This window comes from Rhizobium leguminosarum bv. viciae USDA 2370, from assembly GCF_002008365.1.
Taxonomy (GTDB): Bacteria; Pseudomonadota; Alphaproteobacteria; order Rhizobiales; family Rhizobiaceae; genus Rhizobium; species Rhizobium leguminosarum.
Genome location: NZ_MRDL01000025.1, coordinates 137,538 through 161,778 on the forward strand (window position 1 = coordinate 137,538; position 24,241 = coordinate 161,778).

The following is a 24,241-nucleotide window of genomic DNA, read 5'->3' on the forward strand; positions in this document are numbered from 1 at the left end:
ACATGCTGCTGATCTATTGCCCATACTGTCAGGAAGAGCGCTCCGAGCTCGAATTCCGTGGCGCAGGTGACGCGCATATCGCGCGGCCCACCGACATCGCCTCGATCTCGGACGAGGAGTTCGAAGCCTATTTCTTTCTGCGCGACAATCCGAAGGGGCTGATCTTCGAACGCTGGCGGCACATTCACGGCTGCGGGCGCTTCTTCAATGCAGCGCGCGATACGGTGACCGACAAGTTCATCATGACCTACAAGGCGGGTCAGCCGAAGCCTGAGATCGGCGCGGCGGCCCAGCAGCATGGGCCCGTCGAAACATATGAAGCCGTGGAAGGAGAGGCGCAATGAGCGGCGTGAACCGTATCGCCGGCAAGGGGCGCCTGACACCGGCCAGAACCGCGCGCTTCAGCTTCGACGGCAAGAGCTATACGGCGCTCGAAGGCGATACCGTCGCCTCGGCGCTGATCGCCAACGGTGTGCATCTCGTCGGCCGTTCGTTCAAATATCACCGGGCCCGCGGTATTCTGTCTGCAGGGGCCGAGGAGCCGAACGCGCTGATCGACGTCGCCCGCGATACGGCGCGCAAGCAGCCGAACGTGCGCGCCACGGTGCAGGAAGTTTTTGACGGCATGATCGTCAACTCGCAGAACCGCTGGCCCTCGCTTGCCTTCGATGTCGGCGCGGTCAACAATCTGATGTCGCCGTTCTTCGCCGCCGGCTTCTACTACAAGACATTCATGTGGCCGCGCGCCGCCTGGAAACACGTGTACGAACCGCTCATCCGTCGTGCCGCCGGCCTCGGCGTCGCGCCGACGGAGGAGGATCCGGACCATTATGCCAGCCGCTATGCCCATTGCGACGTGCTGGTGGTCGGCGCCGGCGTGGCCGGGCTTTCGGCGGCGCTGGCCGCCGCCGAGACCGGTGCCCGGGTGATGCTTTGCGACGAGCAGGCGGAAGCGGGCGGGGCGTTGCGTTATGATACCGGCGTGACGATCGACGGACAGGACGGCAATAGCTGGGCACAGAAGGCCGTGGCGCGGCTGGAGGCGATGGACAATGTCGAAGTGCTGGTCCGCACAACCGCTTTCGGCTACTACAACCACAATTTCGTTGGTCTTGCCGAGCGCGTCACCGATCATGTCGCCAAGCCTTCCCGTGATCTGCCGCGCGAGCGGCTTTGGCAGGTCCGAGCAAAGCGCGTGATCCTCGCCACCGGCGCGATCGAGCGTCACATGGTGTTTCCGAACAACGACCGGCCGGGCATCATGCTGGCCTCAGCGGGGCGGATGTATCTCAATCATTACGGCGTCGCGGTCGGGGCCAAGGTCGGCATCTACACGGCGCACGACTCGGCCTATGAGGCGGCCTTCGATCTGAAGCGGGCTGGTGTTTCGATCGCCGCCATCGTCGATAGCAGGCAGGCGCCGGGAGCGGCGGTGCTGGCCGAGGCCCGTGCACTCGGTATTGATGTTCTGGCCGGCCAATCGGTCGTCAACACGGCCGGGCGGCTGCGCATCTCCTCGATGACGGTGGCGCGCAACGGCGGCGGTTCGCCGCGCAAGATCACGGTCGATGCGCTGCTGGTTTCGGCCGGCTGGACGCCGTCGGTCCATCTCTTCTCGCAGTCGCGCGGCAAAGTGGCCTTCGATGCCGAAAGCCAGCGATTCCTGCCCGGCTCCTATGCCCAGGACTGCCTCTCGGTCGGCGCCTGCAACGGCACCGACGACCTGCAGCGGACGATCGAGGAGTCGCTTGCCGCCGGCGAGCTGATGGCGCAGGCCACCGGCAAAGGCAGCGACGCGAAGATCGCAATTTCGGCCGAGCAAGCCTATGACTGGACGGGCGGCATGATTGGTGCTGCCGAAGGCGCCGGGCCGAAGACCAACGCCAAGGCCTTCATCGATTTCCAGCATGACGTCTGCGCCAAGGATATCCGCCTTGCCGTGCGCGAGGGCATGCATTCGATCGAGCATATCAAGCGTTTCACGACCAACGGCATGGCCTCGGACCAGGGCAAGCTCTCCAACATGCATGGCCTGGCGATTGCCGCCGAAATGCTCGGCAAGGAAATCCCGCAGGTCGGACTCACCACTTTCCGCGCGCCCTATACGCCGGTCACCTACGGTACGCTGATCGGCCATTCGCGCGGAGAACTGTTCGACCCGACACGCAAGACGCCGCTGCACGATTGGGAAGAAGCGCATGGCGCGGTCTTCGAGGATGTCGGCAACTGGAAGCGTGCCTGGTTCTATCCGAGGGCCGGCGAGAGCATGCATCAGGCGGTGGCTCGCGAATGCCGGACAGCACGCGAGGCGGCCGGTATCTTCGACGCCTCGACGCTCGGCAAGATCGAGGTGGTGGGGCCGGATGCGGCGGAATTCCTCAACCTGATCTACACCAATGCCTGGGACACGCTGAAGCCCGGCAAGGCCCGCTACGGCATCATGACTCGCGAGGACGGCTTCGTCTATGACGACGGTGTTGTCGGACGCCTGGCAAACGACCGTTTTCATGTGACGACGACGACCGGCGGCGCGCCGCGCGTTCTGCATCACATGGAAGATTACCTGCAGACGGAATTCCCGCATCTGAAGGTATGGCTGACCTCGGTGACCGAACAATGGGCTGTCATCGCCGTGCAGGGGCCGAAGGCGCGCGAGATCGTCGCGCCGCTGGTCGAAGGGCTCGATCTTTCGAACGAGGCATTCCCGCATATGAGCGTTGCCGAGTGCACGGTCTGCGGCGTGCCGGCGCGGCTCTTCCGCGTCTCCTTCACCGGCGAAACCGGTTTCGAAATCAATGTGCCGGCCGATTACGGCCAGTCGGTACTCGAAGCGGTCTGGGCCAATGCCGAACCGCTCGGCGCCTGCGTCTACGGCACGGAGACGATGCACGTTCTTCGCGCCGAGAAAGGCTACATCATCGTCGGCCAGGATACGGATGGGACCGTGACCCCCGATGATGCCGGACTTTCCTGGGCGGTTTCGAAGAAAAAGACGGATTTCGTCGGTATTCGCGGGTTGAAGCGGCCGGATCTCGTCAAGGACGGGCGCAAGCAGCTCGTCGGCCTCGTCACCAACGACCCGAAGCTGGTGCTCGAAGAAGGCGCGCAGATTGTCGCAAGCCCGAACGAGCCGAAGCCGATGACCATGCTCGGCCACGTCACATCTGCCTATTGGTCGGAAAATTGCGGCCAGTCGATCGCCTTCGCGCTCGTCGCCGGCGGCCGGGCGCGGATGGGCGAGACGCTCTATGTACCGATGCCGGACAGGACGATCGCCGTCGAGGTGACGGATCTGGTGTTCTTTGACAAGGAAGGGGGCCGCATCCATGGCTGATGTCGCAATTCGCAAGCCGGCGCTTGCCGGACGTCTCGGCGGCTCCGCAACGGTGCGGCTGACGACCGCTCCCACTGCCAGCCGGGTGGCGTTGCGTGCGCCGGCGGAATCGCTCTCGGCACTTTCCTCGGCACTCGGCCTGACGTTGCCGGATGCCCCGAAGACATCCGGCCGGGCCGGCGCCCGATCGGCGCTCTGGATTGGGCCGGACGAGTGGCTGGTGATCGACGAGGCCAGTGCCGATCTGATGGCAACACTTTCGGGTGTCGGCACGCTGCATTCGGCGACCGACGTTTCCCACCGCAATCTCGCGATCATCGTCTCGGGACCGGGTGCTGAGGCGACGCTTTCGGCCGGCTGCCCGCAGGATCTGTCGCTTTCCTCCTTTCCGGTCGGGGCTGCATCGCGCACCGTTTTCGGCAAGGCGGAAATTGTGCTTTTCCGCACGGAAGAAGACACGTTCCGGGTGGAATGCTGGCGGTCGTTTTCGGATTATGTCTTCGGGCTGCTGAACGAGGCGGCTGAAGACGCGGGGCACTGAGCCTCAGCGAATCGCCGGCGTGCGCTCATTTAGGAGGTTAACGAATGCTGCACCATGCCTCGCTCGGCGTTTCCGATATCGAGCGGTCGGCGGCATTTTACGATGCTGCCCTTGCCGCGCTCGGTTATATCAGGGTCTGGGACGATATCAGGCCGGGGCAAACAGGGCAGGCAATCGGCTACGGCCTTCCCGGCGGCGGGGACAAACTGGCGATCAAGCATCGTCCGGACGGCCAGCGTGCGCCTGGCCCGGGTTTTCATCTGGCGTTTGCCGCGCCGAGCCGCCAGGCAGTCGATCAGTTTTATGCGGTGGCAATCGCGCAAGGCGGCAGTGACAATGGCCGTCCCGGCCTGCGGCCCCAGTACGGTGAGCACTATTATGCGGCGTTCGTCATGGATCCCGACGGACACGCGCTCGAAGCCGTGTTCAATTCGGCCGAGTAACAAAAGCAGTTTTGCTCAAACGTCGTCGGGACGGTCCTTCGGGTCGAATTGGATGATGGTGATCCACTTTGCCGTCAGTGCCGGCTTCTTCTCGTTTTCGATCTCGATCGTGACGTCATAGGTGGTCATCAGCATGCCGGCGCCGCGGAAGCGGGCTTCGGAGAGCAGGAAGCGGCCACGGACGCGGGCGCCGCTTTTCACCGGCGTCATGAAGCGGACGCGATCGAAGCCGTAATTGATGCCGAGGGTCTGCTCGCGCACTTTCGGCAGGCAGTTGTAGTTCATCGTCGACAGCAGAGACAGTGTCAGGAAGCCATGGGCGATGGTTCCTCCGAAGGGACTCTCGGCCGCCGCTCGCTCAGGATCGACGTGGATGAACTGATGGTCGTCAGTCGCCGACGCGAAGGCGTCGATCATCGTCTGGTCCACGGTGACCCAATCCGAAAGGCCCGTTTCCATACCGATCAATCCCCGCACGTCGGAGAGTGAAATTTCCGTGACCATGAATTCCTCGTAAAATAAGCCGCCGCGGCAAAGCCTTATCGTGCATTTGTGACGATTGCGACAAGGATTTGGGTGAGGGAGGGGAGGCGGTCAATTTTCTACGAAAAAGGCGACGGAGCGTGGCTCGACGGTTACGGGGCCAGTAGTTTTCTTTGCTCCATCCGGCGTCAACTGGCGCCAGCCCGGTTCGCCCTTAGAGGGAAGCGTGAAAAATTGGCGGTTCCCCGAGCGGTTGAAAAGCACGCCAAGCCGGGTCTGCCTGCCGCGCGCGGAGCGGTCACCGGTCGATAGCAACATGCCGAGGGAGGAAAGCGACGGCGTCTCCCATTCGGCAACGGTCATCGACTCGCCGGAAAGCGAAATCCATTCGACATCGCCATTTCCCGCCAGGAAGCCCATTTCGGAAAAGACGGTGAAGCGGCGACGCAACCCTGCAACGAAGGCAGTATGGACGATGAGACCCTCGTCCAACACCTTCCAGTCAAGCCAGGTGATCTCGTTGTCCTGGCAATAGGCGTTGTTGTTGCCGTGCTGACTGCGGCCGCCCTCGTCGCCCGCCGTCAGCATGATGCTGCCGCGGGTGGCAAAAAGCGTCGATATCAGCGCCATCACATCGTCCCGGCGACGCTTGCGGATCGTCGGATAGACGGTTTCCCCCTCGACGCCGTTGTTCCAGGAGTGGTTCTCGTTATGGCCGTCACGATTGTGTTCGCCGTTGGCGTCGTTGTGCTTTCCGGCGTGGGAGACGAGATCGATCAGCGTGAAACCGTCATGGGCGGCGAGGAAATTGACGCTGCGTGTTTCCTTGCCGTCGTTGCGGGAGAAGATGTCGGAGGAGCCGGCGAGTGCGGTTGCCAGCGAGCCGGTCTTCCAATCGTCTCCGCGCCAGTAGCAGCGCAGGTCGTCGCGAACCCGGTCGTTCCATTCAAGGAAGGGCAGCGGGAAATTGCCGAGCTGGTAACCGCCCGGGCCGATATCCCAGGGTTCGGCGATCATGATCCGGTCGGCCAGCACATCGTCGGCCAGGATCGCGGCAAGTGTTCCGCCGTCGCGCTCGAAGCCTGTCGCGGTGCGTCCGAGCACTGGGGCGAGATCGAAGCGAAAACCGTCGATGCCGGCGTTGAGCACAAAGTGGCGCAGACTGTCGATGACGAGGCGGCGGACCTTAGGATGATCGCAGGCGAGCGTGTTGCCGGTGCCCGTGTCATTGACGAGTTCGCCCGGCCAATTCTGGGCGTGGCGATAATAGTGCAGGTTGTCGAGGCCGCGCAGCGACAGCGTCGCGCCGTACCGGTCGCTCTCGCCGGTATGGTTGAAGACGAGGTCGAGGATGACGGCGATGCCTTCGGCATGGAGAGCCGCGACCGTCTCGCGCAATTCCGTCATGCCGCCGGGGACGAGCCGCGGATCGAGCGCCATGAAGGCTACGGGATTGTAGCCCCAGCCGTTGGTAAGGCCCAGCGGCGGCAGGTGGCGTTCATCGATCCAGGCGGTTATCGGCATCAGTTCGACGGCATCGACCCCGATCCGCTTCAGATGCGCGACGACGGAGGGATGGGCAAGCGCTGCGACCGTGCCGCGCTGGGCCTCCGGCACGTCGGGATGGAGAATGGTGAAGGGCCGCACCGCCACCTCATAGATAAAGCCGCCCGGTTTGAAGAGCGGCTTGCTGATCGCGGCTGGGGTATCGCTGGTGACGATCGCCTTCGGCATCAGATCTTGGCTGTCCTCGCCATAGATGCCGAGGCGGGGATCATAGCGGAACGGCCTATCGATCTCCTTGGCGTAGGGATCGATCAGCAGTTTGGAAGGATCGTACCAGAGGCCGTTGTCGGGCGCGTAGATACCGTCGGCGCGATAGCCGTAGCGAGCGCCCGCCTTCAGTCCATCGACAAACAGACGATGGATGTGGTTACTGTCGCGCGCCATCGGCAGGCGCGCGAATTCCCTGTTGCCGTCATCCTCGAAAAGGCAGAGTTCGATCTGTGCGGCATGATGCGACCACACGGCAAATTCGACGCCGGTCTCGAAGACGATCGCGCCGGCTTGCGCCGAACTGCTTCCCCGCATGTTCCCCCCGGATCAGGTGATCACGGTTGGCGCGTCGCGTCCCGTGCGTTCCCGAATGCTGGCAATGCTTTCGGCGGCCGCGATCAGATCGGCGAGCGCTTCCTGCGTTTCGATGTTATGGCGAGTCGAATCCGGCTCGTAGCGCTCGATATAGACGCGCAAGGTTGCGCCAGACGTGCCGGTGCCGGACAGGCGGAAGACGACGCGGGAGCCGCCTTCAAAGAGCACGCGGATACCCTGATGTTCGCTGACCGATTTGTCGATCGGGTCGTGATAGGCGAAGTCGTCGGCCTTCTCGACCTTCAGGTTGCCGAAGCTCTTGCCGGGCAGGGTGGAAAGCTGGCTGCGCAAATTGTCCACCAGGCCGTTTGCGGCATCGGTGTCGAGGCCTTCGTAGTCGTGGCGTGAATAATAGTTGCGGCCGTAGGTCTGCCAGTGCTGGGTGACGATATCGGCGACGCTCTCGCCACGCACGGCCAGAATGTTCAGCCACAGCAGCACGGCCCAGAGGCCATCCTTTTCGCGGACGTGACTGGAGCCGGTGCCGGAGCTTTCCTCACCACAGATCGTCGCCATGCCGGCGTCGAGCAGGTTGCCGAAGAACTTCCAGCCGGTCGGCGTTTCATACATGCCGATGCCGCGCTTTTCGGCGACACGGTCGGCCGCGCCTGATGTCGGCATCGAGCGGGCGATGCCGGCAAGGCCGCCCGAATAGCCGGGGGCGAGATTGGCATTGGCGGCAAGGATCGCCAGGCTGTCGGAAGGGGTGACAAAGATGCCGCGGCCGATGATGAGGTTGCGGTCGCCGTCGCCGTCGGAAGCGGCGCCAAAATCGGGCGCGTCATCGCCCATCATCTCATCGAAGAGTTCCTTGCAGTGAACCGGGTTCGGATCGGGATGATGGCCGCCGAAATCCGGCAGCGGCATGAAGTTGCGCACCGAGCCCGAGGGAGCGCCGAGACGATTTTCGAAGATTTCCTTGGCATAGGGACCGGTGACGGCGCTCATCCCGTCGAAGGCAATGCGGAAGCCGAGGCTGATCAGATTGCGGATGGCGCCGAAATCGAACAGCTCTTCCATCAGCGCAGCATAGTCCTCGACCGGGTCGATGACTGAGAGGATCGTGCCGCCGGGAAGCTCGTCCTTGCCGATGCGGTCGAGATTGACGTCTGCGAAATCAGCAATCTTGTAGCTGTCGATCGTCTTGGAGCGCGCATAGATCGCGTCGGTGATCTTTTCCGGCGCCGGGCCGCCATTGTTGATGTTGTATTTGATGCCGAAGTCTTCGGTCGGCCCGCCGGGATTGTGGCTGGCGGAGAGGATGATGCCGCCGAAAGCCTTGTATTTGCGGATGATGTGGGAAGCGGCCGGCGTCGACAGGATGCCGCCCTTGCCGACCATGACCTTGCCGAAGCCATTGGCCGCGGCCATCTTGACCGCCTTCTGGATGACCTCGCGATTGTAGTAGCGTCCGTCGCCGCCGATGACGAGGCACTTGCCCTGATAGCCTTCCAGCGAATCGAAGATCGACTGGATGAAGTTCTCCGCATAGTTCGGCTGTTGAAAGACCGGAACCTTCTTGCGCAGACCCGACGTGCCGGGTTTCTGGTCCAGATAGGGCGTGGTGGGGACGGACTTGATCATTTTAGTTCACATGCCTTTCGAGACGAGGCTTGAATAGAGGGCAGCGTAGCGTTCGGCGCTCTTCTCCCAGGAGACATCCGATTTCATGCCCTGCTTTTGCAATTGGGTCCAGAGTTTTCGGTCCTGATAAAAATGCATCGCACGGCGGATTGCCTGTAGCATGCCTGTTTCGGTTACGGGCGCAAATTGTATGCCGGTTGCGACTTTCGCCGCAAGTGCGGCGTGATTGGCGTCGATCACCGTGTCATTCAAACCGCCGGTGCGGGCGACGATCGGCACGCAGCCGTAACGCAGGCCGTAAAGCTGGGTCAGGCCGCAGGGTTCGAAGCGCGAGGGGATGATGATCGCATCGCAGCCGGCCTGCATCAGGTGCGACATCGGCTCGTTATAGCCGATCGAGACGCCGATGCGGCCGGGATGGCGGCTGGCGGAGGCGAGCAGCGCGCCTTCAAGTGCAGCTTCGCCGGAGCCGAGCACGACGAGCTTGCCGCCCATGGCGACGATCTCATCGGCGACATTGGCGACGATATCCATGCCCTTCTGCCAGGTGAGACGGCTGATGACACAGAAGATCGGGGCGTCGTCATTGTCGAGGCCGAAGAATTCGGCGATCGAGCGACGGTTCTCCTCGCGGTTCTTCAGCGTCGTCGGGCCGTAATGGGTGTGGACGACAGGATCGGTCGCCGGGTTCCAGATATCGGTGTCGATGCCGTTGACGATGCCATGCAGATCGTCGATGCGGCTGGCGATGACGCCCTCCAGCCCCATGCCGAATTCCGACGTCAGAATCTCATCGGCATAGGTCGGGCTGACCGTCGTGATCGCATGCGCAGTCTTGAGGCCGCCTTTGAGGAAGCCGACAGTACCGTAATATTCGATGCTTTCGGTGGCGAAGGCATGGGCAGGCAGGCGCAGGCCGGGAAAGATCTCGGAACCGAACTGGCCCTGGAAGGCGATGTTGTGGATGGTCAGTACGCTCGGAAGTTCCAGCGTCGGATAATAGCGCATATAGACCGACGTCAGCGCCGCCTGCCAGTCGTGGGTGTGGACGAGATCCGGCCGCCAGCCGGGCAGCAGGCCGGCGGCGATCTCGGAGGCAGCGAGCGACAGGGCGGCGAACCGACGCCAGTTATCGGGATAGTCCTTGCCGAGCGGATCGAGATAGGGCCCGCCGGGCCTGTCGTAATAGGCCGGCGCATCGAGGACGAGCAGGTCGAGGCCCTCGTGCTGGACCTCGAGCACGGTCGCCCGCTCACCGAGCAGGTCGGGGAATTCGAGCCTGACGACCGGGTCGCGAATAACCTTCATGACGGCGGGATAGCCGGGTAGAAGGGTCTTGGTCTCGACCCCGAAGGCTTTCAGAGCAATCGGCAGGGCGCCGGACACATCGGCCAGACCCCCTGTCTTGATCAAAGGGAAGACTTCGGACGAAACCGAAAGAACTTTCATAAGTTAGATATCCAGCTTGTCGATCATCGGTTGGGTGATCAGGCAGATGCCGCTTTCCGTCCGCCGGAAGCGCTTGGCATCGAGCTCGGGATCCTCGCCGACGACCAGACCTTCCGGAATGACGACGCCATGGTCGATCACCACATTCTTGAGCTGCGCGCGCCGCCCGATCTTCACGTTCGGCAGGATGACCGCCCCTTCCATCTTGGAGAAGGAGTTGGCCCTGACACCCGTGAAGAGCAGGCTGTTGTTCAGCATGGCGCCCGAGATGATGCAATCGCCTGACACAACGGAGGAGGTGGCCGAGCCGCGGCGATCCTCGTCGTCATGGACGAATTTCGCCGGCGGGGTGATCTCGGCATAGGTCCAGATCGGCCAGGACTTGTCGTAGATATCAAGCTCCGGAACGATCGCCGTCAGGTCGATATTGGCTTGCCAATAGGCGTCGATCGTGCCGACGTCGCGCCAGTAGGGTTCGTGCTCGAAATCCGAACGGACGCAGGACTTGGCGAAGCGGTGAGCGACCGCCTTACCGTTGTTGACGATATAGGGGATAATGTCCTTGCCGAAGTCGCGGCTCGAGGTCGGGTCGGCGGCGTCGCGGCGTAGCGCATCGAGCAGGAACTTGGTGTGGAAGACGTAGATGCCCATCGAGGCGAGAGCGAAATCCGGCTTGTCGGGAATGGGCGGTGGATCGGCCGGTTTCTCGACGAAGGCGATGATCTCGTCCTTGTCGTTGACATGCATGACGCCGAAGCCGACCGCTTCCATGCGCGGCACTTCCAGGCAGCCGATCGTGACGTCGGCGCCGGAATCGACGTGCTGCTGCAGCATCCATTCGTAGTCCATCTTGTAGACGTGGTCGCCCGCAAGAATGACCATGTATTCGACGCCGTAATCCTGGATGATGTCGATGTTCTGATAGACGGCGTCGGCCGTGCCCTCATACCATTGCGTCTCGGAGACGCGCTGGCTGGCGGGCAGGATATCGAAGCTCTCGTTACGCTCAGGGCGGAAGAAGTTCCAGCCGCGCTGCATGTGACGGATCAGCGAGTGCGCCTTGTATTGCGTCGCGACGCCAATGCGGCGGATGCCGGAATTCAGGGCGTTCGACAAGGCGAAATCGATGATGCGGGCCTTGCCGCCAAAATAGACGGCCGGCTTGGCACGCCGGTCGGTGAGTTCCTTGAGACGGCTTCCCCTACCGCCCGCCAGGACATAAGCCATTGCATCGCGGGCAAGTGGCTGAACGCGTTTTTCTACCATTTTCTCCTCCCACCAGTCACTAATTTTCAGGTTCAAGCATGATTGTCGCCAAGGGCGGCAAGGTAATCGAGCAGGTGATCTTGCCGCCGGCATCGACGGCCTGCACGCGCCCGCCGTTGCCCTTGCCGCTACCGCCGTAAATGTCGGCATCGGTGTTCAGGATTTCCCGCCAGCGGCCTGCGGACGGCAGGCGGATCGAGTAGTTCTCGCGGTAGACAGGGGTGAAATTGGTGATGACGGCGACCGGCTTCTGGCCCGGCGCCTTGCGCAGCCAGGCAAAGACGGAATTCTGGTGGTCGTCGGCGACCAGCCATTCGAAACCTTCGCCCTCGCAGTCACGCTCATGCAGTGCCGGCTTGCTGCGATAGGTGAAATTGAGGTCGCGCACCAGACGCCGCATGCCCTCGTGCATGCGATACTGAAGCAGGTTCCAGTCGAGCGACTTCTCCTCGCTCCACTCGCTCCACTGGGCGAATTCCTGGCCCATGAACAACAGCTTCTTGCCGGGATAGCCCCACATATAAGCGTAGTAGGCGCGCAGATTGGCGAATTTCTGCCAGTCGTCGCCCGGCATTTTGGCGATCAGCGAGCCTTTTCCGTGAACAACCTCGTCATGCGAGAGCGGCAAGACGAAATTTTCCGAATAGGCGTAGAGCAAGCCGAAGGTGAGCTCGTTGTGGTGGTGCCCGCGGTAGATCGGATCGCGGCTCATGTAGCTCAGCGTATCGTGCATGAAGCCCATGTTCCACTTGAAGCCGAAGCCGAGGCCGCCTTCATGGACGGGCTGCGAGACCTTCGGCCAGGAGGTCGATTCCTCGGCGATGGTCATGACGTTGGAATGATTGCCGTAGAGGCGGATGTTGAGATCCTGCAGAAAACGGACCGCTTCGAGGTTCTTGTTGCCGCCATATTCGTTCGGGATCCATTCGCCGTGCTTGCGGGAATAATCAAGGTAGAGCATCGAGGCGACGGCATCGACACGCAGACCATCGAGATGGAATTTTTCGGCCCAGTAGAGCGCGTTGTTGACGAGATAGGAAACAACCTCGGTGCGGCCGAAATTGTAGATCGCCGTGCTCCAGTCCGGGTGGAAGCCCTTGCGCGGGTCTTCGTGCTCGTAGAGTGCGGTGCCGTCGAACCAGCCGAGGCCATGCTCGTCGGTCGGAAAATGCGCCGGCACCCAGTCGAGGATGACGCCGATGCCGACCTTGTGGCAGCCATTGACGAAACGGGCGAAACCTTCCGGCTCGCCGAAACGCGCGGTCGGCGCGTAGAGGCCGGTCGTCTGGTAACCCCAGGAGGGGTCGTAGGGGTACTCGGTGATCGGCAGGAATTCGATATGGGTGAAGCCCATGTCGGCGCAATAAGGGATGAGGCTGGAGGCGAGCTCGTCCCAGGACAGCATCGTGCCGTCCTGCCGGCGTTGCCAGGAGGCGGCATGCACCTCGTAGATCGAGATCGGCTGGCGGCGCTTGTCGGTCTCGCGCCAGTGCTTCAGATGGGCCTCGTCTTCCCAATCCTGCACCAGTTCGGCGGCGGCGATGGAGGCGGTCTTCGGTCGCAGCTCGCTGCGCCGCGCGAAGGGATCGGCCTTCAGCGGCAGCAATACGCCGTCCTGGCCGCGGATCTCGAACTTGTAGGCGACGCCGATCGGTACGTCAGGGGCAAAGATTTCCCAGATGCCGCTATCGGAGCGGAAGCGCATCACGTGGCGACGGCCGTCCCAATTGTTGAAATCGCCAACGACGGAAACGCGCTGTGCGTTCGGCGCCCAGACGGCGAAATGGATGCCCTGGGCGCCGTCATGCTTGATGAGATGGGCGCCCATCTTGTCGAACAGCCGCAGATGCGAGCCCTCGCGGGCGAAATAATCGTCCATCGGTCCGAGCACCGGACCGAAACTATAGGGATCGGTGACTGCCCATTCGGCATCGCCGCGCCGGGCGCGGTAACGCACCGGCTGGAGCTTCGTGAGGGAAACCGGGCCGGCAAAGACGCCTTCGGCATGGAGCTGTTTCAGCTCGCCGATGACGCTGCCGTCGAGCGTCATGGCGGTCACCTCCTCCGCGCCCGGGATGAAACACCGGGCGACGAAGGCGTCACCGGCCTGGTGCACACCCAGGACGGCAAAGGGATTGGAATGCGAGCCGGCAAGGATCGCCGTGATTTCATCTGCCGAAATTTCCCAGGAAAGCTTTACTTCAGGGACGGTCTTCGGCGTTTTCATCCGGCTCTCCAGATTTCGTCTGCATATTGCCTGATGGTTCGGTCGGAAGAGAACCAGCCCATTCGCGCCGTATTGTTGATCGTCTTGGTGTACCAGGCGGACTGGTTGGTCCAGATCTGGTCGACTTCCCGCTGGGCCTGGGCATAGGCGTCGAAGTCGGCAGCGACCATGAACCAGTCATGCGAATAGATGCCGTCGATCAGCGCCGTGTAGCGATTGCGGTCATCGGGCGAGAAGACGCCGGAACCGATAGCGGCAAGCGCCTGGGCGAGTTCGCGCGATCCCTCGATGATGGCGCGGGGATTGTGGCCATCACTGCGGACTTTCGACACCTCGTCGGCCTTGAGGCCGAAGATGACGATGTTGTCCTCGCCGACATTGTCGCGCATCTCGACATTGGCGCCATCGAGCGTGCCGATTGTCAGCGCGCCGTTCAGGCCAAACTTCATGTTGCCCGTGCCGGACGCTTCCATGCCGGCGGTCGAGATCTGCTCCGAGAGGTCAGCGGCCGGAACCATGACTTCGGCGAGCGAGACATTGTAGTTCGGCACGAAGACGATTTTCAGCAGGCCGCGTACCGACGGATCGTTGTTGATCGTGCGGGAGACGTCGTTGATCAGCTTGATGATGAGCTTGGCATTGTAATAACTCGGCGCCGCCTTGCCGGCGAAGAGTTTCACGCGTGGCACCCAGTCAAGCTCGGGATGCGAGCGGATCTGGTCATAGAGCGCGACGGCCTCGATGATGTTCAGCAGCTGGCGCTTATATTCGTGGATACGCTTGATCTGGATATCGAACATCGCCGACGGATCGAGCTTCACACCCATGCGGCTGGCGACGAGGTTGGAGAGTGCCACCTTGTTGGCGCGCTTTACCGCTGCGAACTTCTGCTGGAAAGCCGGATCGGAGGAATGCACGTCGAGCGCGCGTAGCTTCTCGGCATCATCGAGGAATTCGTCGCCGATCGCCTCGCGGATCAGGCCGGTGAGGCCGGGATTGCACTGCTGCAGCCAGCGGCGCGGCGTGATGCCGTTGGTCTTGTTGTTGATGCGGTCGGGATAGAGCTTGTGCAGGTCGGCGAAGACGGTGACCTTCATCAGGTCGGTGTGCAGGGCCGAGACGCCGTTGATCGAATGCGAGCCAACGAAAGCCAGGTTGCCCATGCGCACGCGGCGGTCGCCGCTTTCATCGATCAGCGAGATCGAGCGGATTTCCCCATCGGAGAAGTTCTTGCCCTTGCGGGCGTCGATCAGGATCTTGGCATTGATCGCATAGATGATCTGCATATGGCGCGGCAGCAGACGCTCGAACAGCGGCACCGCCCAGCTTTCCAGCGCTTCGGGCAGAAGCGTGTGGTTGGTGTAGGAGAAGGTATGGCGGGTGATTTCCCAGGCTTGATCGAAGTCCATGCCATGCACGTCACAGAGCAGGCGCACGAGTTCGGCAACCGAGACGGCGGGGTGGGTGTCGTTCAGCTGGATCGCCACCTTGTCCGGCAGCGAGGTGAAATCGTCATATTGCTGCAGATGGCGGCGCAGGATGTCCTGCAGCGAGGCCGACGAGAAGAAGAATTCCTGGCGCAGGCGCAGTTCCTGGCCGGCCGGGGTGGCGTCGGCAGGATAGAGAACCCGGGTCAGGCTTTCGGCCTTGTTGCTTTCGCGGAGCGCGCCGATGTGGTCGCCGGCGTTGAAGGCATCGAGCAGGATCGGATCGATCGGTTGCGCCGACCAGAGGCGCAGCGTGTTGACGCGCTTGCCGCGCCAGCCGACGGCAGGCGTGTCGAAGGCGGCGGCAATGACGCGCTCGGCCGGTTTCCAGACGTAGCGCGGCTGGTCGTCATGGGTGGTGATGAATTCGACGGCGCCGCCGAAGCCGATTTCATAGGAGCTTTCGCGGCGCTCGAATTCCCAGGGATTGCCATGGGCGAGCCAGTTTTCCGGCAGTTCCACCTGCCAGCCGTCGGCCAACTGCTGGCGGAAGAGGCCGTGAACATAGCGGATGCCATAGCCATAGGCCGGAACGTCGACCGTCGCCATGCTCTCCATGAAACAGGCAGCCAGACGGCCGAGGCCGCCGTTGCCGAGTGCGGCATCCGGCTCCAGGCCGGCAATGACGTTGACGTCGACGCCGAGCGAGGCGAGCGCATCGCGCACCTCCTCCATCAGGCCGAGGTTGGAAACGGCGTCGCGCATCAGGCGGCCGATCAGGAATTCAAGAGAAAGATAATAGACGCGCTTGGCGCCGGTTGCATAAACCTCGCGAGTGGATGCCATCCACCTGTCGATGATGCGGTCGCGCACCACCAGGATCGTCGCCGTCAGCCAGTCATGCGGCTTTGCCACCTTGGCATCCTTGCCGATGCGGTAGGTCAGACGTTCGATGATTTCTTCAGCGAGAATTTCCGGCCTTGAACTGCGAGGGGCGGGGGAGGGGATGATCGGCTTGGAAACAGTGTTCATCGTCAGGTCTCGCCAATTTTAATTTTGTTTCAGGATGTTATGCCTGATTCAATCAATTTGTCGCTTGCGCAGCCGACAGTTTATGCATCGTTACTAAGCACTTGCAACAAGGGATTTGGGCAAACGAAAAATTTGCGAAACCTTCATATTCACACGGGTTGAGGGGGTTGATTTCAATCGCTTTTCTCGATCTGATGGGCCAAACGAGGATAACGAAAAGCCGCTCCGGTTTGTTCCGCAGCGGCTTTTTTGTTCGGCTTTTCGCCGGGACCGATCGTCAGTTCGTCAGGCGCGTCAGCTGTGCGGAGGCCTTCGCTCCGATCGCCTCGAAGGCGGCCAGCAGGTCTTCCATCTTTTCCGCCTGGAAATAATGCGCGTCATCGGAAGCGCAATAGTGCAGCAGCGCCTGTCCGCCCGCGGGTGCCATGAAGGCGATCGTATAGATTTCGATGCCCTTGGACTTGGCGGCGTCGCATGTCTTCTTGGTCGCGGTGTCGTAGGAACGGCCGCCGCTGCTATCATTGTTATTGTCGCCGTCTGTCATAAAAACGATGTACTTCTTGGGCACTTGCCCGGTCTTCTGCTGGTGGGCGGCGTCTTCGGCGTCATTGCCCGCGGCGTTCTTGGCGGTGAGAGACGTGTAAGCCGTGTTCACTGCGCCGCTCGAATTCGTGCCACCTCCCGACTGAAGCGCGTTGACATAGCTCGTGACAGCGGTGGTTCCCCAAGCGAGCTTGCTCGCCGTGTACTCAACGAGATCGTAGGATACCGCGCCTGTGCGTACATATTCGGCATTGGGATCCGCGCTATTGAGCTGATCAAAAAGATTGCCGGCAGCGAGCTTCAGTGCTTCTATTTTTGTATAATAACGCGTACGCGTGCCGGTGCAGGTGTCGTAGATTGTCGTCTTACCGTTTTGGTTGAGGTGAGGGTTGCATTTATAGGTGTATGATTCCGTCATGACGGTGGCGGTCGGTTCTCCCATTGACCCCGATTTATCGAGTGCGAGGAACATAGAGATCGAGCCTTGGGTCTGTGAATGCCCGCCGACCGTCGTGCCAGAGGTCGAGAGATGCTGCGTCTTGAAGCCGACCGCCTGCATCAGCGGGTTGACCGTAAGGTCGTAACTCGGTGAAACCGTCACCTGATAGGATGTCGACTTGCCCGATGTCGTTGTCTGGACACTGACGCTCGTCGTGTCCTTGATATCGGTGCCGCTCTGCAGGTAGTTCGCCATTTGCCCGGCAACGAAATTCTGCGCAAAGGCCTCGGCCTGCGACGTTTGGATCGTGCCGTTCGCTAGCGCGGTAGCGGTTGCGAGCGCCGCCGAATCGGCGGCCTCCTGCAATTGCTGCTTCGAGAGCAGCATATCGCCCACCTGGATCGCCATGCCGGCCGCCCCAAAAAGGACGGGCAGCAGGATCGCCGTCATCATACCGAAATTACCGCCACGGTCGCCAAGCATGCGACGCAGGCAGGGAGTCTGTAGAAAGGAGGTGCTCATCATGTTCACCCAACTGGAGGCCCTGTGAGGTGATATTAGGCACGCCCCTCCTTTCCGCTGTCCTTACGGCGTCAATAGAATTTTAACGAATCGTCGGATTTTTCCAGTTTTGGGATTATTTCAGGGGGATCACGTCGACCGCCTGGACGGCGCGTTGGCCGCCATAGCTTTTCAATACGCCGATGACGGGAACGACGTCGGAATAGTCCCGCCCATAGGCGACGACGATGTGGTCCATGCCGGCGGGGATGTTGTTGGTCGGATCGAGTTCGATCCAGCCGATCGTCTCACCGCACCAGATCCTGACCCAGGCATGCATGGCGTCCGCCCCTTCCAGCCGCTCCTTGCCGGGGGGTGGGATGGTGCGCAGGAAACCGGAGACGTAGCCGGCCGGAATGCCGAGGCTTCGGAGCGCCAGGATCATGATGTGGGTGAAATCCTGGCAGACGCCGCGCTTCAACTTGAACGCCTCGAGCGGCGTCGTGTCCACCGTCGTCGCGTCGGGGTCGTAGGTGAAATCCTTGTTGATGCGGGCACAGAGCGCATGGGCGATCTGCATCGCCGTCAGATCAGGCATGGCGCAGCTTCGCGCATAGTCGGCGATCTCGCGCGCTTGGGTCAGGCGCGGGCTATCGCCAAGGAAGTGGTGCGGCGAATCCGGCGCCAACGACCAGATGCCTGATATCTCCTCCGGCAGGTCGGCAAGCAGCGGCGAGAAATCGGCGGCGATCGGCTGGCTTTCCACCTGCACGCGGGCTTGCATGCGAATGTCGAGCGTCTCGTGCGGCGCGCGCAGCATGAAGGAGGTGGTGGGATGATGGAAGAAATCGACGAAATGTGACTGCTCGTCCGGCGTCGGCGAGATGGTGATCGAGCCGGCGACCAGGCGCTGCCGGTTGGGCAGCGACAGCGGCATCAGGCGCATGACGTGGCGGGCGCCGGAGGCCGGCACGTCGTAGATGTAACCCATGTGGAGGGAGAGATCGTAGAGCATCGCCGTCACCCGAGATAGGTCTGGGCGAGCAGATCGGAAAGCTGCTCCAATTCGCGTTCGAGCCGTTGATAGACCTCGACCCCCATGCCCTCCGGCGTCATCACCGCCAGGCCGGAATGGAGCCGCATCGCCTCGCGGTAGAAGGGCGACATCTGGCCGTTGATCAGGGCATTCGGCAGCTGCTCGACCTCGTGGTGGATCTCGTTCACCTGGAAGAGGACCGAGCGGGGGTTAAGGGGGTCGAGCGCCAGCAAGTCGGTGACGGTCAGCCGCGCCGTGTTGACGTTGTAGCGGCGGCGGTGGGTCATGACGCTGTCGCCGATCTCGAGCAGCATGTCGAGGGCGCCGTCAGGCGCTTCCGGGCCGGACATGTGGCCGAGCAGGCGCGTCATGTGCAGGCCGCGCTCGATATAGCGTCCGAGCGAGAGGAAGCGCCAGCCGGTGAAGCGGTACATGTTCTCGTGCACAAGGCCGGCGAAGCCCGCGAGTTTACGCAGAAGGATCGTCATCGCATGGCTGGCATCGTCGCCGGCAGCGACGGTGACGTGAAAGCGGCGGGCGGTCTTGGCGAGATCGTTGAGTGCCAGCCAGCCGTCCGGCGAGAAACGGTCGCGGATGTTGCTCGCCGAATAGACGGCGCTGTCGATGTTGCGCAAAAGCGTTTCCGGCACGGCCTCGGCGGTATCGATATCGACGGCCGTGAGATACTCGGAGACATCGGCGAGCAGCGGCTGGTTCGGATCGGCAGCTTCGGCGTAACGCGCATGCCAGGCGCGCAGGATGCGCAGCGCCCCTTCGGCGCGTTCGATGTAGCGGCCGAGCCAGAACAGATTATCGGCTGCCCGGCTCGGCAGGCTGCCCGGCATGTTGCGGGTGAAGCTGCCCTCGGCCGGCAGCAGCGTGTGGCGCTCGACCGGCTTGTCACTGACGATCCAGACGTCGGCGGCCGCTCCGCCCGACTGCATGGCGATGGCTGCGACATCGGCGCCGGAGCCGATTCGGGCAAACCCGCCGGGCATGATCTGCCAGCCATTTGCGGTGCGGGCGGCGAAGACGCGCAGCGACATCGGCCGCGGCACGAGCTTGCCGTCAACCCAGGCCGGCGTCGTCGACAGCGTGACGACCTCCTGGCCGACCAGTTTCGGGCCATCCGAATTTAGCCAGTCGGTGATGGAATCCCTGGCGGTGGCACGCAGCGAGGAGCCGAGCACGGATTCGCCGTTGTCGTCGAAGAAGGGCGCCCGGGAATAGGCCGGGCCGATGACCATCTTCTCGATATTCTTTGCGACGTGCTCACGCTCTTCCTTCTGGCCGCACCACCAGGTGGCGATCGAGGGCAGTTGCAGATCCTCCCCCAGCAGACGGTGGCAGATGGTCGGCATGAAGGCCAGAAGCGCCCGGGTTTCGAGAACGCCGGTGCCGAGCGCATTGACGATGGTGACGCTTTCGGCGCGCAGCGCTTCCACCAGGCCGGGCGTGCCGATATGCGAATTCTGGTTCAGCTCCAGCGGATCGGCAAAGGCCGAATCGAGACGGCGCCAGAGTACGCCGATCGGCTTCAGACCGGCGACGGTGCGCACCATGACGCGGCCCTTGACGACGGTCAGGTCCTCGCCCTCGAGCAGCATGAAGCCGAGATAGCGGGCGATGTAGGCGTGCTCGTAATAGGTCTCGTTGGCGGGGCCGGGCGTCAGCACGGCAATGCGGTCGTCGCCCGAATGTTTCATGCCCTGAAGCGCGTCGCGGAAGGCACCGAAGAAGGAGGCGAGACGGTGGACCGGGGTTTCGGCGTAGATATCCGAGAAGGCCCGGGTTGTCGCGACGCGGCTTTCCAGCGCGAAACCGGCGCCTGAGGGCGCCTGCGTCCTGTCGGCCAGCACCCACCAGTTGCCGTCAGGTCCGCGGCCGATCTCGAAGGCGCAGAAATGCAGATAATGGCCGGAGCCTGGCCGGATGCCGGCGAGCGGGCGCTGGAATTCGGGATTGGCGGCCATCAGCGCCGGCGGCAGGACGCCTTCCTCCACCAGTCGGTTGTCGCCGTAGATATCGGCAACGATCGCCTCCAGCAGGTCGGCGCGCTGGACGAGGCCCGCCGACAGTGTCTTCCATTCGCGCTCGTCGATCAGCACCGGGATATGCGAGATCGGCCAGGCGCGTTCGCCGGTGCCTTTGCTGCCATAGGCGCGGTAGAAGACTCCCGCATCCCGGAGGTAGCGGTCGGCGCGGGCGAAACGCTCGGCGAGATCCTTTTCCGGCATCGTGCTCAGATGCGAGAGGAAACGCTGCCAGACCGGGCGGACAGCGCCTTTGTTGTCGACCATCTCGTCGGCGGAACCAGGAAGCGGCGCATAGTCGAAGGCCGCATCCTTGATGATACGTTCCTCTGCCTCTCCCCTGCGCTCCGCTGCCGGCCTCTTACCCATCAAAATTCAGCCTTACCCCCGGCCCGAATCCTCGGCCTTAAATTCCGGCGGGCCGCCTCAAATCCAGCGTCAGCGGGAATTCAAGCGAACCTGTCTCGGCGCGCGGGATATAACCGCCCGCCGTATGTCCCCACGGCTCGAAGCGGGCGAGCCGCCTTGCTTCCGCCTCGTTGCCGTTGACCGGGAAGGTGTCATAGGTCCGGCCGCCCGGATGGGCAACATGATAGATGCAGCCGCCGATCGAACGCTTCGACCATGTATCATAAATGTCAAAGGTCAAAGGTGTGTTGATCGGCAGGACAGGATGCAGGCCGGAGGACGGTTGCCACGCCTTGTAGCGGACGCCGGCCACCGACACGCCGGCGGTGCCGGTCGGCGTCAGCGGCAGGGTGCGGCCATTGCAGGTGACGGTATAACGCGCGGTATTGCTGGTTTCGAGCCGCACCTGAAGGCGCTCGACGGAGCTGTCGACGTAACGGACGGTACCGCCCGGCGCGCCTTCCTCGCCCATGACATGCCAAGGCTCCAGCGCCTGACGCAGTTCCAGCTTCGAGCCCTCATATTCGACTTCGCCGCAGAAGGGGAAGCGGAATTCGAGCTGGGCCTTGAACCATTCCGGGCTGACGTCGAAGCCGTTTTCACGAAGGTCGGCAAGCACGTCGAGGAAATCGGCCCAGACGAAATGCGGCAGCATGAAACGGTCATGCAGGGTCGTACCCCAGCGGACAAATTTGCCGTCGACCGGGTTGACCCAGAAGCGGGCGATCAGCGCGCGCACCAGCAATTGCTGGGCAAGCGACATGCGTGCGTTCGGCGGCATCTCGAAGCCGCGGAACTCGATGAGGCCGAGCCGTCCGGTCGGGCCGTCGGGCGAGAACAGCTTGTCGATGCAGATCTCGGCACGGTGGGTGTTGCCGGTGACGTCGGTCAACAGATTGCGGAACAGGCGGTCGACGAGCCAGGGCAGCGGCTGCTGGCCGCGGCCGGGAGCGGCGATCTGCGCCATGGCGATTTCCAGCTCGTAGAGGCTGTCGTGACGAGCCTCGTCAATGCGCGGCGCCTGGCTGGTCGGCCCGATGAACATGCCGGAGAAGAGGTAGGAGAGCGAGGGATGGCGCTGCCAGTGGAGGACGACGCTCTTCAAGAGATCGGGACGTCGCAGGAAGGGGCTGTTGTTCGGATTGGCGCTGCCGACGACGACGTGGTTGCCGCCGCCGGTGCCGGTATGACGGCCGTCGATCATGAACTTGTCGGCGCCGAGCCGGGTGGCGCGCGCCTCCTCGTAGATCGCCGTGGTGATGTCGACGCAGTCCTTCCAGTTCGAGGCAGGATGAATGTTGACCTCGATGACGCCGGGATCCGGAGCGACGCGGATGACGTTGATGCGCTCGTCCTGCGGCGGCGGGTAACCCTCGATGTGGACCGGAAGCTTGAGTTCGGCTGCGGCGTTTTCGGCAGCCGCGATCAGCTCGAGATAGTCCTCGATGCGCTCGACCGGCGGCATGAAGACGCAGAGCCTGCCGTCGCGCGGCTCGACCGACATGGCGGTGCGCACGGCACCGCGAAGTTCGCCGAGCGTCTGTTCGATCCGGCCGCGATTGCTCTCGTCGGCATGGAAAGAGGCTTCCGGCATGGCCCGGCCGGCCGGTACGAAGACATCTGGCAGCGGTCCGCGCGGGATCGTCGGATCGGCGGGGTGGATATAGGGATAACGCGCCGGGGGGACATAGGGCAGCGTGCCGAGCGGCAGGCGATAACCGATCGGGCTGTCGCCCGGGACGAGGAAGATCTTGCCGCGGCGGGTGCGCCATTTCTCGCTGATCCAGACTCGGCTTTCCGCTGCCTTGGCGTTCCAGGCCTGGACCGGAAGGACGTAACCGGTCGCGACGGTGAGGCCGCGGGCGAAGACGCGGGCGATGCGGTTGCGTTCCTCGGGATCCTTCAGCTTCGAATTTGCCGGATCGACATTTTCGGGAAGGTTGCCTTCCTTGATGATCCAGTCGGCCGGATCCTCATAGGCCGGCTGCACCATCTCAGGTTTGATCGCCAGTTCCTTTGCGATCGCCGTCAGGAGCTTCTCGGCATCTTCGGCGGTGACGCCGGTATCCTTGCCTTCGGTGGCGACCAGATCGAGGTTCTGCCAGACCGGCTTGCCGTCGCGGCGCCAGTAGAGCGAGAAGGTCCAGCGCGGCAGGCTTTCGCCCGGATACCATTTGCCCTGGCCGTAATGCAGGAAACCGCCGGGGGCGAAACGTTCTTGCAGCTTGCGGATCAGGATGTCGGCCTTTTCGCGCTTGGTCGGGCCGACTGCGGCGGTGTTCCATTCCTCCGACTGGAAATCGTCGATCGAAACGAAGGTCGGCTCGCCGCCCATCGTCAGATGCACGTCCTCGGCTTCGAGGACACGATCGACCTTCTCGCCGAGTTCGTTGAGCTCCTCCCAGCTTTCATCGGAGAAGGGCTTGGTGATGCGCGGGTGCTCGGCGACGCGCGAGACCTTCATGTCGAAGGCGAACTCGGTTTCGGCCTCGCCGAAATAACCGCCGGAAATCGGGGCGGCGTTGCGATAATGCGGCGTTGCGGCAAGCGGGATGTGGCTTTCGCCGGTCAGCAGGCCGGACGTCGGATCGAGGCCAACCCAGCCGGCGCCGGGCAGATAGACCTCTGCCCAAGCGTGCAGATCGGTGAAATCGACTTCGGTGCCGGAGGGGCCGTCGAGCGCCTTCAGGTCCGGCGTCAGCTGAATGAGATAACCGGAGACGAAGCGGGCGGCGAGGCCGAGATGGCGAAGGATCTGGACGAGCAGCCAGCTGGTGTCGCGGCAGGAGCCCTTGGCGCTTTCCAGCGTTTCCTCCGGCGTCTGCACGCCGGTTTCCATGCGGATGACATAGCCGATCTGCCGCTGCAGGCGGGCATTGAGGCCGACGATCATATCGACCGTCGGCTGGTCGGGCGACCAGTCGAGAGTCGGCAGCAGCGCCTTCAAGCGCGGACCGGCCGGCTCCGGCGTCATGTAGATCGACAGATCCTCCTGGATCGTTTCAGGGTATCCGAAGGGCCACTTGGTCGCCTCTTCCTCGACGAAGAAGTCGAAGGGATTGTAGACCGTCATGTCGGCGACGAGATCGACCTCGATCTTGAATTCCGACACCGGATCCGGAAAGACGTAACGGGCAAGGTAATTGCCGTAAGGGTCCTGCTGCAGGTTGACGAAATGATTGGAGGGCGTGACCTTCAGCGAATGGCTGAGCACCCGTGTCTTCGAATGCGAGGCAGGTTTCAGCCGGATGATCTGTGGGCCGAGGCGGACCGGCTTGTCATAGGTGTAATGCGTCAGATGATAGATGCTGGCTTTGATCGACATATTTCTCTTTTTATCCGGC

General features: G+C 62.5%; 15 protein-coding genes. 4 read left to right on the plus strand and 11 right to left on the minus strand.

Features of this window, described 5'->3' with window-relative positions:
• Positions 1 to 2 precede the first annotated feature (2 nt).
• The 4 genes from BS629_RS11665 to BS629_RS11680 are packed head-to-tail and all read left to right on the plus strand — an operon-like array spanning position 3 to position 4,318.
• Positions 3 to 344 (plus strand): sarcosine oxidase subunit delta, encoded by a 342-nt coding sequence (locus BS629_RS11665; RefSeq protein WP_018243575.1) that lies wholly within the window; start codon positions 3 to 5, stop codon positions 342 to 344.
• On the plus strand, positions 341 to 3,334 hold the full coding sequence (locus tag BS629_RS11670; RefSeq protein WP_077988240.1) for a sarcosine oxidase subunit alpha: 2,994 nt from the start codon (positions 341 to 343) through the stop codon (positions 3,332 to 3,334). Before BS629_RS11665 ends, BS629_RS11670 begins: the two co-directional genes overlap by 4 nt.
• On the plus strand, positions 3,327 to 3,875 hold the full coding sequence (locus tag BS629_RS11675) for a sarcosine oxidase subunit gamma (RefSeq protein ID WP_018243573.1): 549 nt from the start codon (positions 3,327 to 3,329) through the stop codon (positions 3,873 to 3,875). Before BS629_RS11670 ends, BS629_RS11675 begins: the two co-directional genes overlap by 8 nt.
• Positions 3,876 to 3,919: 44 nt before the next feature.
• On the plus strand, positions 3,920 to 4,318 hold the full coding sequence (locus BS629_RS11680) for a VOC family protein (RefSeq protein WP_018243572.1): 399 nt from the start codon (positions 3,920 to 3,922) through the stop codon (positions 4,316 to 4,318).
• Positions 4,319 to 4,333: 15 nt separating this feature from the next.
• On the opposite strand, the gene BS629_RS11685 is transcribed toward BS629_RS11680, so the two are convergent.
• From BS629_RS11685 to BS629_RS11735, 11 genes are all read right to left on the minus strand, one after another.
• A complete protein-coding gene (locus BS629_RS11685) occupies positions 4,334 to 4,822 on the minus strand; it encodes a MaoC family dehydratase (protein WP_011653528.1) in 489 nt (162 codons plus the stop codon).
• Positions 4,823 to 4,912: 90 nt separating this feature from the next.
• On the minus strand, positions 4,913 to 6,892 hold the full coding sequence (gene glgX, locus BS629_RS11690; RefSeq protein ID WP_018243571.1) for a glycogen debranching protein GlgX: 1,980 nt from the start codon (positions 6,890 to 6,892) through the stop codon (positions 4,913 to 4,915).
• Between the two features lie 12 nt (positions 6,893 to 6,904).
• The gene (locus BS629_RS11695; protein WP_018243570.1) at positions 6,905 to 8,536 is read right to left on the minus strand and encodes an alpha-D-glucose phosphate-specific phosphoglucomutase; all 1,632 of its coding nucleotides are present in this window, start codon (positions 8,534 to 8,536) and stop codon (positions 6,905 to 6,907) included.
• Between the two features lie 6 nt (positions 8,537 to 8,542).
• Positions 8,543 to 9,985: a glycogen synthase GlgA gene (gene glgA, locus BS629_RS11700; protein WP_018517635.1), complete on the minus strand. Its 1,443-nt coding sequence runs from the start codon at positions 9,983 to 9,985 to the stop codon at positions 8,543 to 8,545.
• Between the two features lie 3 nt (positions 9,986 to 9,988).
• Complete coding sequence (glgC, locus tag BS629_RS11705; protein WP_018243568.1) at positions 9,989 to 11,251, minus strand: glucose-1-phosphate adenylyltransferase; 1,263 nt, start codon at positions 11,249 to 11,251, stop codon at positions 9,989 to 9,991.
• Between the two features lie 19 nt (positions 11,252 to 11,270).
• Entirely contained in the window at positions 11,271 to 13,478 is a 2,208-nt protein-coding gene (glgB, locus tag BS629_RS11710) for a 1,4-alpha-glucan branching protein GlgB (RefSeq protein WP_077988241.1), read from the minus strand.
• On the minus strand, positions 13,475 to 15,937 hold the full coding sequence (locus tag BS629_RS11715) for a glycogen/starch/alpha-glucan phosphorylase (RefSeq protein ID WP_018243566.1): 2,463 nt from the start codon (positions 15,935 to 15,937) through the stop codon (positions 13,475 to 13,477). The genes glgB and BS629_RS11715 overlap by 4 nt, the downstream gene beginning before the upstream one ends.
• A 277-nt stretch (positions 15,938 to 16,214) precedes the next feature.
• Positions 16,215 to 17,441: a TadE/TadG family type IV pilus assembly protein gene (locus BS629_RS11720; RefSeq protein ID WP_018243565.1), complete on the minus strand. Its 1,227-nt coding sequence runs from the start codon at positions 17,439 to 17,441 to the stop codon at positions 16,215 to 16,217.
• 115 nt (positions 17,442 to 17,556) lie between these two features.
• Positions 17,557 to 18,435: a transglutaminase family protein gene (locus BS629_RS11725; protein WP_032980791.1), complete on the minus strand. Its 879-nt coding sequence runs from the start codon at positions 18,433 to 18,435 to the stop codon at positions 17,557 to 17,559.
• 5 nt (positions 18,436 to 18,440) lie between these two features.
• Positions 18,441 to 20,858, minus strand: coding sequence for a circularly permuted type 2 ATP-grasp protein (locus tag BS629_RS11730; protein ID WP_018243563.1), 2,418 nt, complete (start codon positions 20,856 to 20,858; stop codon positions 18,441 to 18,443).
• 37 nt (positions 20,859 to 20,895) lie between these two features.
• A complete protein-coding gene (locus BS629_RS11735) occupies positions 20,896 to 24,222 on the minus strand; it encodes a transglutaminase family protein (protein ID WP_018243562.1) in 3,327 nt (1,108 codons plus the stop codon).
• Between the last annotated feature and the right edge of the window lie 19 nt (positions 24,223 to 24,241).

Bases quoted from the DNA above. Each gene is read 5' to 3' on its own strand.
- BS629_RS11670 (WP_077988240.1), top strand. From the start codon at position 341: ATGAGCGGCGTGAACCGTATCGCCGGCAAGGGGCGCCTGACACCGGCC.
- BS629_RS11685 (WP_011653528.1), bottom strand. From the start codon at position 4,822: ATGGTCACGGAAATTTCACTCTCCGACGTGCGGGGATTGATCGGTATG.
- glgB (WP_077988241.1), bottom strand. From the start codon at position 13,478: ATGAAAACGCCGAAGACCGTCCCTGAAGTAAAGCTTTCCTGGGAAATT.
- BS629_RS11725 (WP_032980791.1), bottom strand. From the start codon at position 18,435: ATGCTCTACGATCTCTCCCTCCACATGGGTTACATCTACGACGTGCCG.
- BS629_RS11665 (WP_018243575.1), top strand. From the start codon at position 3: ATGCTGCTGATCTATTGCCCATACTGTCAGGAAGAGCGCTCCGAGCTC.
- BS629_RS11675 (WP_018243573.1), top strand. From the start codon at position 3,327: ATGGCTGATGTCGCAATTCGCAAGCCGGCGCTTGCCGGACGTCTCGGC.
- BS629_RS11720 (WP_018243565.1), bottom strand. From the start codon at position 17,441: ATGAGCACCTCCTTTCTACAGACTCCCTGCCTGCGTCGCATGCTTGGC.
- glgX (WP_018243571.1), bottom strand. From the start codon at position 6,892: ATGCGGGGAAGCAGTTCGGCGCAAGCCGGCGCGATCGTCTTCGAGACC.
- BS629_RS11715 (WP_018243566.1), bottom strand. From the start codon at position 15,937: ATGAACACTGTTTCCAAGCCGATCATCCCCTCCCCCGCCCCTCGCAGT.
- BS629_RS11680 (WP_018243572.1), top strand. From the start codon at position 3,920: ATGCTGCACCATGCCTCGCTCGGCGTTTCCGATATCGAGCGGTCGGCG.
- glgA (WP_018517635.1), bottom strand. From the start codon at position 9,985: ATGAAAGTTCTTTCGGTTTCGTCCGAAGTCTTCCCTTTGATCAAGACA.
- BS629_RS11730 (WP_018243563.1), bottom strand. From the start codon at position 20,858: ATGGGTAAGAGGCCGGCAGCGGAGCGCAGGGGAGAGGCAGAGGAACGT.
- BS629_RS11695 (WP_018243570.1), bottom strand. From the start codon at position 8,536: ATGATCAAGTCCGTCCCCACCACGCCCTATCTGGACCAGAAACCCGGC.
- BS629_RS11735 (WP_018243562.1), bottom strand. From the start codon at position 24,222: ATGTCGATCAAAGCCAGCATCTATCATCTGACGCATTACACCTATGAC.
- glgC (WP_018243568.1), bottom strand. From the start codon at position 11,251: ATGGTAGAAAAACGCGTTCAGCCACTTGCCCGCGATGCAATGGCTTAT.